The sequence below is a fragment of the Bacillus cereus group sp. MYBK108-1 genome (genome assembly GCF_051917185.1).
Taxonomy (GTDB): Bacteria; Bacillota; Bacilli; order Bacillales; family Bacillaceae_G; genus Bacillus_A; species Bacillus_A cereus.
On the sequence record NZ_JBQAHZ010000002.1, the window covers coordinates 264,001 to 276,504 of the forward strand.

Consider the following 12,504-nt stretch of genomic DNA (forward strand, 5'->3'; position numbering starts at 1 on the left):
AAAGACGATTTAACTTGAATGATTTACTCAATTAAATGTCGATTTTCCAATACAGTCATTTTGCCGATAGCTTGAAATCCCGATTTTTTATAAATATTGATTCCATCGGGTGAAGCTTGTAATACACAATACGTATTTTTAAATTTATGTGCTTCTTGCAGCAGGAAATTGAACATAGCAGATCCGAACCCTCGTCCTCTCATTCCTTCTTTCGTTGCTATGTCATAAATACCAATACTATCTTTTGAACATATCAATGAACCAACAGTTACGACTTCACCTTCATATAACCCTAAAAATAATTTCATATTCTCACTGTTACATATATCAAGATTAGAAATTTGATTATAGAATGCTTGTACATGTATACCTTCTTCTGATGTGCCGAATAGATCAGCTAACGTTTCTCCAAATTTTTTTATTAGTCCAGGTGAAGATGCTTGTTGAATTGTAAAACTTACTGGCATGTGTATTGTTGGAGAAATTGTTTTTAAGTCTGCTACCATCGCAATATTTTGCTCCGTTTCTTTTAAACCGATTTTATTTAACCCGCTTTTTATATCCCGCTCTTGCTCCTCATCCCATAACCAAACACTCATTGGAAACTTCTTTTGATTATAGTATTCTACCTCCTTATGTAATTTCTCGACCCCTTCCGTTAAATTATTGTTCAGTAGAGTAATGATATTGAATGTATCGGCAGGTAATCCACAATCAACAGCAATATAATCTTTCGTTTCTTTTATACTCATTCCGGGCACAAATTGCGCAACATATGAAGTTTTAAATGCAAAGTTATCTATTAGTAATTGTTTATAATTCATCAATAGTTCTCCTTTTCATAAAAAGTAATACTCGAATCTCTCTATATTAAATATAACATATTAGAAATTTACCTTTTTTTATAAAAAGTACCTCTTTAAATTGTGCTCTATAGTTTAAAATAATTAAAAATGATATAACGTTGTCGGAATGAAAAAAGTGGTATATAATAAATATTAACATTACTAGTAATTATTTTAGGTATTCCTAGAATAAAGGAGCGATACATATGAAAATTACTATTTATTTCGGAAGTCATGAAGATCAAGATGTTCGTACTATGGACTGTCATTTAGATGTAGAAGATACTGAAGAGATTGTTTCTGTATCATAATATAAATAATTAGGGTAAACCCTATTCCCTACAGCGTTTAAGGCACCTTTTATAAGGTGTCTTTTTTGTTATATTTTCATCAAAAACCCTTTACTTTATAGCGTTTTAATAGTAAAATATAAATATACGAACAAATGTTCTTTTTTTATTTCAAACGTACATGAAGGGATGATTTTAACAATGGCTCCATTAAAGCGCAGAGGAAGAAAAAAGCAAGCACCTATTATTTCAAATACAGGCTTTATCGGCTCTGTCTTTATTGATACATTGGAGTTACAAAAGAAATCCTATTATTTCGCTCGTAAAAAACTTCAAATTGTTCATCACGTATTAGATGGTCTCTCTGGAGCAACAAGCGCTTTGTTTAAAGAACATAACATTTCAGTATACATGTCATGTGTATATTTACATAAACAAAAGAAAATTGGCTTTGTTCTTTCAACGAAACCATTTGAACAAAGTGATGGCGTTGCTTATTTTGTAAATTATTTAATCGAAAAGAATTTTTACGGCGGCCATGACGAAGATATAGAATATCAAGAAGTATTTAATACAGGTTTTATCGGTGTAGTATTCGCTGATTTATCTAGTATAGATCGCTTTAATTTCGAGTTTGAAATGGGTATGCTAACGAAATTAATGAAAGATATGATTATTCCAGTTAAAGAACTCTTTTTACGCCATAATGTACCGGCTTACATCTCCACTTCTCACTTAGAAGAACAAAACAAATTAGGTTTCGTTCTCTCTGTAAAGCCATATGACGAACGCACTGAAGCAGATTTATATTTTGAAGCATATTTAAAAGAGCGCGGATTATTTATTGGTGATGAAGAAGATGATATTGATAAGATTGTCATTAGAAAAACCGCTGAATTACGATAGAAAAGCGCAGGATGCTGATCCTGCGCTTTTTAAGTTACGTTAAACACTATAATCTTTTGAATGAATTTCTAAATTAAACTTATTTGCTAAAATTTTATTCAAAGTAAAAAATACAATCCCCCCTGCAATGGGAAGCGTGTAGGCTGGAATGAAATTTAATAATAGTCCTGATATTGCAAGTGCTATTGGTTGCATTATTTTACCTAAGCTTAATCCAATACTAAGAACTCTTCCTCTATATTCTTCAGGAATCTCATTTTGCATGAAATACATTAAAGGAATATCAATTTGTGCTATCATAAATCCTAAAAAGAACATAATCATGCAATACGTAGTAACATATACCAAATTATTTACTACAATAGATTTAAATAAAACAGGTATCCCTGAAACTATCATAAAAATTGCCAACATAAAACTTATTTTTTTCAATAGATAAGAATAAGAATAACAATCAGTTATCTTTTTCACTAATATTGCACCAACTATCATACCTATCGGAAAAGTCCCTTGAATCATACCAAATTGTTTAGAACCAAGATCGAGAACTGTATTAATAATGTATGGCAATGGAACAGTTACAGCAAAGCCTAAAAAGAAATTAAGGGAAATTAAAATACTAAAAGTATTTTTTAAGCTTTTCCGCTCCAATAAGTAAGAGTATCCCTCCTTTATATCTTCAATAAAATTAATTTCTCTAATTGAACATTCCTCATTTATGTTTTGCTCGCACAATTTAAAGTTTATAAACAATATGGATATAGCCGAAAGGATAAATGAAATACCGTTAATAATTATAAAAATTTTCATATCAAAGACTGCAAAAACAATGCCCCCTAACATAGGCCCTAAAATTAAAGATATAGAATCGATAATTTTACTTATAGAATTAATACTCATTAACCGTTCTTTAGTAACCATATTCGGTTTTACGGCCTCTAATCCTATTCCAAAAAACGTTGTAAATACGGTCATAAGAAAGGTAGTAGTATAAATAATGAATAAGTTTAATCCATAATAGTTGCTTAATATATAAACAGTTATTAATAAGCACCCGCTTAATACATCCATGCAAACGACGAGTTTCTTTTTATCAACCTTATCAGCAATGACACCGGCAAATGGATTCATAACAATCATTGGAATCGTTCCTAAAATAAGCGTAATCGCGAAATTTAAAGCAGATCCGGTTATTTGTAATACATACAATCCTAATGCGAAACTATAAATAGAGCTACCAAATAGTGATACTGTTTTTGCAATTGAATATAAACAAATATTTCTTAGTTCTTGGTTTCTATTTTTATTTTCTATATGTAATCGTAAACTTCCCATCATTTTCCCCCCTGCATAACTTTGTATTACGTACATTGTAAGTTCTTGGGTCAGCCCAATAGCAATATGTACGATTTGAAAAGTTTTAAGGGAAAATAAATAAAAGATGGAGTTAACCCCATCTTTTTCCGAAAAATGAATATGTATAAATTTCTTCTCCTTGAACAAAGAAATCTTCGTACTTTCCGCCTCTTTTTAAATAATTTGAAGTGCTTTCATCAATCGATTGAAACTGTAAATTTTGGATTTCTTTCGTTACTTTTGCAGATGTAAAATTCCCTCGGAGTCTAGGTACAATTTGGCTATTTATACTAAATTTATTAAATAAAATAAATGAACTTAATAAATAACAATTTTGTTTAAAAAGGGAATTTAATTCGCGCAATAAGAACTCCTCATGTTCAAAACTATAATTACTTGTACCTGATTGATCGATTACAATATCAATAGAACTACTCTGAATAGGTATGTTTAGAAAGTCGGCACAAATAAATACAATATTTCTTTTCACATTTCTTCTCTCAATTACATCTTTTAAAAGTAAAAGTTTATTCAAATCTCGATCAACAGCAATATATAAACAATCTTCCGGTAGTTCTTCATAAATATTTCGTAAAAAGAACCCAATACCAGACCCTAAATCAAGTAGTATTTTTTCATTTAAATCTAGTTGCATTAGTTTCTTTTTTGACCATTCTCCTCCTCTTTGAACATTTTCCAAAAAAGCAGTATCCGTTTCATGGATATAATCTGAAATAGAATCTTCAAGTGATTTCCTCTTATACACCTCAAATAATTTTCCAGCTGTTAAAACTCCGGAAGTAATCGCGTATTCTTCACCACAATTACAAATTAATTTCCCCTCAACAATTTGATTTTTATTAATAATGCCATCTTCAAGAATTAAATTTCCGTTACACTTAACACATTTAAATAAATGAAGCACTTTTAAATCTACCCCTAAAATTGAACTCGAAATTTCAGTTTCTATAGATAAATTATGTAACACTTCCTTTAATTTATCCCGTTTCTTCTCCAAAAGTTCTATTTCCTGTTCCATTTTGTCATATTTTAGTTTAAATAAAGATTGGTAAAAGGTATTTTTTTCGTAATTCATAGATTTTGCTAAATTTTTATAAAAAAATAGTTCTTTAATTTCATTCAAGCTAAATCCTAAATCTTTGTAATGTAATATAAGTTCTAAATCTGTTTGACAATACTCATCAAAAAAATAGTGTCCTCCTTTTTTTTCAGGAATAATGAGACTGAGATCCATATAATGTCTAATTGTATCAATACTTATGTTATTTACTTCTCCAAACTTACCGATTTTCATAATATCCCTACCATTTAGATATTTTTTTATATAGATTTCTATTTTTATCTTTAAAAATCCTTTCACCTTTTTTATCAACATTATTTATATTGTTGTGCCTAATAATATAACATGCAACTTTTGGTTTTATGTATGTCAAATTATCAGTATTAAAATTATTAAACCTCAATAAATTTATTACTTTCTACTTAATGAAATGTACCTATAAACGGACATTATAGCATCGATTTATTGAACTATTGGAGTAGGATTACTATAGAAGGTTACATAGGGATAGCATCAGGAAAATGCCAATTTACAACGATAAGGGAATTCAAAATTAAAAAGCCCAACTTCTCTGCAAATCAAAATAGAGAAATTGAGCTTTTTAGTTATTTCATTTCTTTATTGAATTCATTAACTGGAAGAAGTATTCAGGTTTATAAGTCTTATTTAGGTTATACCATGAATGTAATGCATCTGGTGTAAATACATCTATTTTTTTAAGTACCTCCATTGCAAATTCCAGAGGAGCTATTCCTGATGCAGTAACTAAATTCACATCAGATACCGCAGATTCCAACTCATAGAACTTTTCTCCTTTATAGTTAGGACATACCATTTTAGTATATTCTAAGTTATTACTTGTATGCTTTCTAGTATCCAAGTATCCCATATTCGCGAGGGCATCAGTTGCACCACAAATTGCAGCAACAATAGTGCCAATCTTTAAAGCTTGGCCAATTCTTTCCAAGATAGGTTGATGAATTTCTTCACTCCAAGTAGTCCCTCCGGGTAAAATTAAAAGATCTTTACTCTCAAGAGTACATTCATCAAGGGAAATATCTGGTTTTATGCTCAGTCCTCCCATAGTAGTAATCATTTCTTTATTAGCTCCTACTGTAATTACTTTTAAAGGTGCTAAATCTTTTTTGAAATATCTTCCTGAGTTTAGTTCAGCAATTAAATATCCATATTCCCAGTCCGACATTGTATTAAATACATATAAAAAAGCTTTTTTTGTTTGCATCTAATAACACTCCAATCACAATTTATATAGCTATTATAATATAACTTCCCTGACAGTTAACGTCAGGGAAGTTATCATACTTGATGAAATTTTATTAATTCAGACAGAACTTCAATAATTCTATTCTTAAGACTTATTGGCTCAATAACTTTAATAGATTTATTGTACGGTAAAAGTAAATAAGGTACATATGTGTGTATCATGTCTTTTTCAAGAAGAAACACTGCTTGATTTGAAGTCCGTTCTTGTAAATAATGTCCTAAAAACCAATGTTGGCAAATATCAGCCAATACACTTTTATCCCCATTAATAACCAAAGAAATAATAATTTCCTTATCTTCTATAGGTGGAAGAAGACTTTTTATAAAAAAGTCACGTGCTGAAAAATTTTCTGGCTGGTTAAACTTATTTTCGGTTAACATTAAACTTTCAATTCGATCTACTCTAAAACTACGTATATCATTCCTAAGATGACAAAATCCAATCATATACCATTTATTATTCCAATAGATAATTCTGTATGGATCGACCAATCTATAATTTAATTGCTTTTCGCCACTTTTATGGTAAAGAATTTTTACTGAGTACCCGTCAGCTACGGCCTGCTCCAACTCCTTCAAAAAAGTTTCTACAGAGAGTGAATTTAATCGACTTATTACTTCAAGACTAGTTAAATGTTGGTTTATTTTTGTTTCCTGCTCTTGATTTGAGTATTTACTTAGTTTTGAAATGGCCCTATTTAACGCTTCACCTCCATAATATCCGGCTTCTTCTGCAAAAACAGCAGCGTGAAATAGTGAAGTTTGCTCCTCAAAATCAAAAAAAAGAGGAGCCTCTACAAAATTGTTCAATAAAGTGTATCCACCGTTATGGCCTGGTTCTGAAATTATAGGTACGCCACTAGTTGAAATTGTATCAATATAACGATACACAGTCCTTATATTTATCTCTAACTTTTCTGAAATCTGTTTTGCAGTAATTTTTTCACCTGAACGTAGCATCCATAGAATTGCTAGCATATTGTCAATTTTAGGCATATAATTTCACCTCTATATGAAACTTATTTTCTATTATATATTTCCGATATTTGGTATAACTCATCAACTGTTCCTTTCCGATAGCTTTCTATATAATGAGGCCTAGACACATTTGTAATTTCATAATTTTTTATTTACAGTCATATCTCCCTCTCTATAAAGCTTTACTGCATAATTCATTCCTGCATGATTTTTATGGTACTTCTTTGACCGACTTTTAAACTTTCCTTATTTCTTAGCTAGTTCAATGCCTTCACGCTATCGCATACGGATAAGATCACGTTCTAATCGGTTTACACCCGCCATAACAGTAATTAAGAATTGGATGTAGGGATTATCTTCTTATAAATCTAGCCATGTATCTTTTAAGGATATTAAATTTGCCTTTTTACTCCGTATGTTATCGATTAATTCAAATAAATCTTTTGTACTACGAGTAATTCGAGTTAAGTCCGTAACATAAATGATGTCACCTTCTTGTATACCCTCTAACATTTTTCGGGGTTTATTACAATACTTTGTTTATATGGAAACTTTTTCTCGAAATTAATATCCAGTCCGATTTCGTTCAGTTGCTGAAATGGCCTTGAAGAATTCTAGTTAATTGAACTGACACGTATAATAGCATAAATGGTACTGCAAGCGTAACTAGTTTCTTTACTTTCATATTAACCTTTTCCCTTAAAACTAAAGAGATTTATACCTATGCATATAAAAAGATACATCTTTTATATACTGTTGGTTAAATTTGGATGAATATTATTTTATATTGAAAAAATAAATACGTCAAAATTATTTTAGGGAAATTATAAAAATCATATTATATATAGATTAGCAAGCTAATGAAAAAATGCCAAAAAAAAAAGCGAAAAACGTGTTTCTATCTGTGAATTTATAAGAAAGGATGACGTTTTTATTTCTATTTGTATGTGTGATAAATTACACCTATTTCCTTGAGAATTTTAAAAATCCTCATCCCCAATACCATACGAGTTGTTGCTACGGGTCTTGGTTTTGTACAAAAAATCGATAGAAACCAAGAAAATGATTTTATATCTTTTTATGTTTAGAGGAATTAAAAAATCACTACACCTCCTTCATATACGTGTAATATACAGGGATTTATAACTTGATATAGAACATAAAAAGGAGATGTTTATATTATAAATAAAATGATATACATAAGTGGAGGGTTAGAAAATGAAAATTGCAATAGTCTGCTTCGATAACTTTACTGATATAGATGTTTTTCTACCATGGGATTTATTAAATCGTGTACGTTTAGTCGGTGGTCTTTCTGATTGGGATGTACAGCTTTTAGGAACGGAAGAAACTCATATATCTATGTCTGGCTTGCGTATTCCCATGACAGGAAGCATATCTGATATCCCTTTTGCCGACGCTGTAATATTTGCAAGTGGTAAAGGTGTAAAGGATTTATATAAAAATCAACAATATATTAATAGCATTCATGTAGATCCTCAAAGACAATTAATAGGATCTATGTGTTCTGGTTCACTACTATTAGGGGCTAAAAAATTACTAACTGGTAAAAAAGCTACTACATATCCCTCAGCAGTAGAACAACTTAAAGAATTTGGTGTAGACGTTATTGAGAAAAGTTTCGTAAACGAAGGAAATATCTCGACTGCTGCAGGTTGTTTTGCTGCTCAAGAACTATCAGCTTGGATTATAAGGACCCTACTTAATGAAGAAATGGTTGATATTGTACTAGAAACTGTTCAGCCAGTAGGAAAAGGTTTATATTTTTAATCTCAAATCAAGTCAAGAAATTGTGGTTGCTCCCCAAAAATGATAAAATAAGATTTTTGTTTCGAGTTAACACAAATTTCGTTCTAGAGCGCTATAAAAATTCAACTTGATGATGGCGTGACGTGCACCATTTATAAATAAAAAACCCGTAAATAATTCACGGGTTTTACTTTAATAACTAATTGCTATTGTACCTTCACCTGCATGAACCGCAAATGAAATTGGTAATGGATATAATTTGAAATCCATTTCAGGGAATGCTTGTCTAATATCTGCAATCCATTCTTCAGCTCCAGCTTTATCGTTAGCATGGAACATGTGAAGTACTTTTGGTAATTCTTTTTCAAGTTCATTTTTAATATATTCTCGACATTTTTGTATTTTACGAACTTTCTTTTCAAGTAAAAGCTCTCCACCTTTTACTTCTAATATTAAGTTAACACTTAATAAACTTCCAAGTAAAAATTGAATGCCCTTTACACGACCACTTGCATAAAGGCCTTTTAAACTTTTCGGGAATACGTGGAAAGGTCTTCTTTTTTCATCTACTAATGTTTTGTGTATATCTTGTAAAGTCATACCATCATTGTATAACGATTTCGCTTTTCTAATTAGTTCATCCATTGGATAACTTGTTGTTTCACTGTCTAATACCGTTAATGGAAAACCTGCCATTTCTGCAGCTAGCTTCATATTTTGATAGGTTCCACTTACTTTTCCGCTAATAGCAACTGCAAATCCCTCTTCATATTCTTCTTTGCATTTCGAAAATAAATCTACCATTTCCCCTATGTTAGGCTGTGATGTAGTGACAGTTTTACCTTCATTCAAAGCATTATAAACGCGCTCACGCACACCTTCTTCACAATCTTTGTACGACACACCATCAATAATAACTTCAATTGGGATAACAAAGTTATCTCCTTCTGTTTTAAAACTCGCAGTTGTACTATCAGTAATCCAAGCAACACGCTTCATGTTGTTCCTCCCTTAATTCAATTCCTCTTTTCTGACTTTTCTATATATTTATGTTACGAAAAGAGAATATCCCTGTAATAGTAACAGGACTTTATTGTTTTGGCTATAGTAGATGCATATTAATTGTGACTATTTCTTGTCTATTTCACAAATAAAAAAGAAAATCAAGGAATTTGCTCGATTTTCTTCTTATCATATACTATTTAAAAGTTTCATTATCTAAAATTACTACATAATCATTCGTTAATCGTCCAGCTTCTTTTGTATAACTAACAAGCCTTTGTATATTATCACAGCAAATTTTTGCTCCCCATACGAGTAACGGTACGCCAATAAAATCAATATGGAACCTTCTAGAAAACAGCCCACCGAAAGTCATCGGTAAAGGCACTGTTGGTGATGTATTAGAAAATATAATCTTTTCATGGCTTTGATAATGTTTTTGCAAGATTTCTCCTAAATACTTCATCGCAGGTACAACAACTTTTGATGCGCCGCATCCAATCGTATATACAGGATGACCATGTTCATCGATTCCATGAAAAATAATTTTTCCCATATCTTCTGTTTTCAATTTATTAAAGTAATCTACATTCAAAATTTCTTCTTTCGTTAACTTACGATCCGTTGGTAGTTTATTTAAATGATACGCTGCAGCTAGTGAGGTAGTATGTGTTCCACCAAAATCTGTGTAAATGTATATCATATTATCATCCCTTGTTGTAAAAGTTCAATGTTAATTAGTATTACCGTTCTTAGCAATGTTAAACAAGGGATGTTATTTGTCCCATATGAATAATGGACTGGATTGTTACAAAGCACAACAAAGCCGGAATGAGCCAAATACGGTTTATTTTCACTTTTCGTTCTTTACTTTGCATCAAAACAATAATAAGAACAACAAGTAAAATATCCATTTAGAATCCTCCTATAAACTTGCTTATCTTTAAAGATTATATTCTCCTCTTTTCACTCCATACTTGAAATACGATAGCTACTTTCAAGTGTAAGATGGAAAATGTGATTTCTCATCAGCCTTAAGCATTATTTATAAAAATAAAAAAGACGTACTTTTTACTCGTACGCCTTTAATAACTCGTTTAAACTCCTATTTATCAACTAATTCCACACCTTTAGAATTAGTTTTACCCAACACTCGAATGTTAAATTTATTAATGGCTTTTAAAAAGATATTATAAATACAATATCCAAAAATAGAACCTAGAACATTACAAATCACATCATCAATATCAGTAATACGTCCCACTCCACTAAATAAAGACTCAATTAATTGTAGCAATTCAATACTAACTGATATAGTAAATCCCAATAAAATAGTATTTTTGAACTTTTTATATTTATCCCATAAAATTGGTGCTAAAAATCCTAAAGGCATTAATAATAAAATATTCCCGCCTACATTTCTTACAATTAGACCAATCATAAATAGGGCATCTCCATCATAAGCACTACCAATTTGATTGATGTCTTTAATAATTGATGCAAATGGTATTATATTGACCGAGCGATTCAGATTTTCAATATTAGAAGGAAAACCGATTGGTAAAGGGAATAAAGTTACTGCAACAACCATACAAATGTAAACCACGAATAAAAAACTTACTATTTCTTTCCACCAAATCACATGTTTTTTATTTTTGGTACCAATTAATATTCCACGTACAATTAAATAACAAATAACCCCTAAAATAATAAACAAACTACCGTTGATCATATACAAATTGTTAACACATCCTTTCATATGAATTAATAATTTAAATTTACAATTATATAGTAATATTTTTAAATTTAAAAATCCATATAAACATATGTAATTGTGCAGAATTACAAAAACCCCTTATTTAATAAATAAAGGGTTCCTCGTTAACTAAAATATTTTTCAGAACAGAAACAATCATAAACCCGTTTAAATTATTTTCGTATCTCTTCTTTTATATCCATATAATTAAAAAGCTCTTTCTATTTCTGTCATTAATTTTTCAGGTCCTGCCTCTTTATTCGATGGAATAACTAAAGTGATTCCTAATTCTGGATATATGGCCGAGCGAAAACTGACGCCTGGATCATATCCCATTACATGATATTTGAATACCTTGTTTTCTCGTGTTTCAATCCATATTCCATATCCGTAAGACTGTTTATCATTTACATGAATGTGGGGAGTTAAAAGTAACTTTGTATATTCCTTTCCTAAAATTTCATTATTAAATAGTGCCGCCCAAAATTTCAACATGTCTGGTGCAGTAACATATGCACCTCCATCAGCCCCTCCTTTTATTGGTATAGAGTAAGCGTTTGTTCTCCAATTTTGGTTGGTTTCGTCCTTTATATATCCTAGAGCTGTATGTCTTGGTAATTTATCTAACGAAAAATAGCCAGAATCATTCATGCCAATCGAATTAAAAATGTTTGTTTCTATATACTCCGTAAATTTAAGTCCCGTCTGTTCTTCTATTATTAATCCAAGTATGATAAAACCTGCGTTGTTGTAGTGAAACTTACTCCCAGGTGCAAACATCATATTACTGTTTTGGAATAATGGTAAAAAGTCTTTTAAGCTCTTTAATAGATACATAGGTGTTTGTTTCCAAAGATCCTCGAAGTTATCTATAATACTTTCATCAAAATAATCTGGTATACCAGAGCTATGCGTTAGTAGTTGATGTATTGTAATATCTTCATCGAAGTTTGGAAGTTTTATCTCTAGACAATCCTTTAATTTTGTATGAAAAGAAATAACACCTTTTTCAACAAGTTGACAGATGCCAATTGCAGTGAAGATTTTACATCCTGAGGCAATGCCAAATCTTGTTTGTATCGTATTGTTTATACATTCACTTTTGTTTGCGTAACCCATTGCTTTTTCATAGATTAAATCTTTTTCTTTTTTTACTAAAACTACTCCAGAGAAATCTATTTTCTTTTGTATTTCTTTTACAATTTTATCAATTTCATCTTTTGTTTTTATCACGAA

General features: G+C 30.5%; 12 protein-coding genes and 1 pseudogene. 2 read left to right on the forward strand and 11 right to left on the reverse strand.

Translation table 11 applies throughout. From position 1 onward, the window contains the following. Window positions 1-23: 23 nt before the first annotated feature. Window positions 24-824, reverse strand: coding sequence for a GNAT family N-acetyltransferase (locus tag ACTFSL_RS05740; protein WP_135277866.1), 801 nt, complete (start codon window positions 822-824; stop codon window positions 24-26). A 512-nt stretch (window positions 825-1,336) separates the two neighbouring features. On the opposite strand from ACTFSL_RS05740, the gene ACTFSL_RS05745 reads away from it, so the two are divergent. Further along, on the forward strand, window positions 1,337-2,041 hold the full coding sequence (locus ACTFSL_RS05745; RefSeq protein ID WP_440041339.1) for a hypothetical protein: 705 nt from the start codon (window positions 1,337-1,339) through the stop codon (window positions 2,039-2,041). Between the two features lie 39 nt (window positions 2,042-2,080). On the opposite strand, the gene ACTFSL_RS05750 is transcribed toward ACTFSL_RS05745, so the two are convergent. The 5 genes and pseudogenes from ACTFSL_RS05750 to ACTFSL_RS05770 all read right to left on the reverse strand — a co-directional run bounded on the left by ACTFSL_RS05750 (window position 2,081) and on the right by ACTFSL_RS05770 (window position 7,390). Next, window positions 2,081-3,376, reverse strand: a complete 1,296-nt coding sequence (locus tag ACTFSL_RS05750) for an MFS transporter (RefSeq protein ID WP_440041340.1) — start codon at window positions 3,374-3,376, stop codon at window positions 2,081-2,083. 112 nt (window positions 3,377-3,488) lie between these two features. Further along, complete coding sequence (locus ACTFSL_RS05755) at window positions 3,489-4,712, reverse strand: methyltransferase domain-containing protein (protein ID WP_440041341.1); 1,224 nt, start codon at window positions 4,710-4,712, stop codon at window positions 3,489-3,491. 376 nt (window positions 4,713-5,088) lie between these two features. Beyond that, the gene (locus ACTFSL_RS05760) at window positions 5,089-5,721 is read right to left on the reverse strand and encodes a type 1 glutamine amidotransferase family protein (RefSeq protein ID WP_048567649.1); all 633 of its coding nucleotides are present in this window, start codon (window positions 5,719-5,721) and stop codon (window positions 5,089-5,091) included. Between the two features lie 74 nt (window positions 5,722-5,795). Beyond that, a complete protein-coding gene (locus tag ACTFSL_RS05765) occupies window positions 5,796-6,758 on the reverse strand; it encodes a helix-turn-helix transcriptional regulator (protein WP_152122413.1) in 963 nt (320 codons plus the stop codon). 63 nt (window positions 6,759-6,821) lie between these two features. Continuing rightward, window positions 6,822-7,390 (reverse strand): annotated as a pseudogene (locus tag ACTFSL_RS05770) (recombinase family protein). 568 nt (window positions 7,391-7,958) lie between these two features. Here ACTFSL_RS05770 and ACTFSL_RS05775 point away from each other — a divergent pair. Then, complete coding sequence (locus ACTFSL_RS05775; protein WP_000684454.1) at window positions 7,959-8,531, forward strand: DJ-1/PfpI family protein; 573 nt, start codon at window positions 7,959-7,961, stop codon at window positions 8,529-8,531. A gap of 171 nt (window positions 8,532-8,702) precedes the next feature. On the opposite strand, the gene ACTFSL_RS05780 is transcribed toward ACTFSL_RS05775, so the two are convergent. The 5 genes from ACTFSL_RS05780 to ACTFSL_RS05800 all read right to left on the reverse strand — a co-directional run bounded on the left by ACTFSL_RS05780 (window position 8,703) and on the right by ACTFSL_RS05800 (window position 12,501). Further along, window positions 8,703-9,509, reverse strand: coding sequence for a DegV family protein (locus tag ACTFSL_RS05780; RefSeq protein ID WP_326235607.1), 807 nt, complete (start codon window positions 9,507-9,509; stop codon window positions 8,703-8,705). Between the two features lie 199 nt (window positions 9,510-9,708). Further along, window positions 9,709-10,215 (reverse strand): DUF3189 family protein, encoded by a 507-nt coding sequence (locus ACTFSL_RS05785; RefSeq protein ID WP_440041344.1) that lies wholly within the window; start codon window positions 10,213-10,215, stop codon window positions 9,709-9,711. Between the two features lie 58 nt (window positions 10,216-10,273). Beyond that, complete coding sequence (locus ACTFSL_RS05790) at window positions 10,274-10,426, reverse strand: hypothetical protein (protein WP_000353713.1); 153 nt, start codon at window positions 10,424-10,426, stop codon at window positions 10,274-10,276. Between the two features lie 191 nt (window positions 10,427-10,617). Beyond that, window positions 10,618-11,250, reverse strand: coding sequence for a VanZ family protein (locus ACTFSL_RS05795; protein ID WP_440041346.1), 633 nt, complete (start codon window positions 11,248-11,250; stop codon window positions 10,618-10,620). A gap of 225 nt (window positions 11,251-11,475) precedes the next feature. Then, entirely contained in the window at window positions 11,476-12,501 is a 1,026-nt protein-coding gene (locus ACTFSL_RS05800; RefSeq protein WP_440041347.1) for a serine hydrolase domain-containing protein, read from the reverse strand. Window positions 12,502-12,504: the final 3 nt, after the last annotated feature.

What these genes read in the sequence shown, in the direction of transcription:
- ACTFSL_RS05790 (WP_000353713.1), bottom strand. Translation starts at nt 10,426, where the DNA reads ATGGATATTTTACTTGTTGTTCTTATTATTGTTTTGATGCAAAGTAAA.
- ACTFSL_RS05765 (WP_152122413.1), bottom strand. Translation starts at nt 6,758, where the DNA reads ATGCCTAAAATTGACAATATGCTAGCAATTCTATGGATGCTACGTTCA.
- ACTFSL_RS05745 (WP_440041339.1), top strand. Translation starts at nt 1,337, where the DNA reads ATGGCTCCATTAAAGCGCAGAGGAAGAAAAAAGCAAGCACCTATTATT.
- ACTFSL_RS05775 (WP_000684454.1), top strand. Translation starts at nt 7,959, where the DNA reads ATGAAAATTGCAATAGTCTGCTTCGATAACTTTACTGATATAGATGTT.
- ACTFSL_RS05750 (WP_440041340.1), bottom strand. Translation starts at nt 3,376, where the DNA reads ATGGGAAGTTTACGATTACATATAGAAAATAAAAATAGAAACCAAGAA.
- ACTFSL_RS05760 (WP_048567649.1), bottom strand. Translation starts at nt 5,721, where the DNA reads ATGCAAACAAAAAAAGCTTTTTTATATGTATTTAATACAATGTCGGAC.
- ACTFSL_RS05755 (WP_440041341.1), bottom strand. Translation starts at nt 4,712, where the DNA reads ATGAAAATCGGTAAGTTTGGAGAAGTAAATAACATAAGTATTGATACA.
- ACTFSL_RS05740 (WP_135277866.1), bottom strand. Translation starts at nt 824, where the DNA reads ATGAATTATAAACAATTACTAATAGATAACTTTGCATTTAAAACTTCA.
- ACTFSL_RS05780 (WP_326235607.1), bottom strand. Translation starts at nt 9,509, where the DNA reads ATGAAGCGTGTTGCTTGGATTACTGATAGTACAACTGCGAGTTTTAAA.
- ACTFSL_RS05785 (WP_440041344.1), bottom strand. Translation starts at nt 10,215, where the DNA reads ATGATATACATTTACACAGATTTTGGTGGAACACATACTACCTCACTA.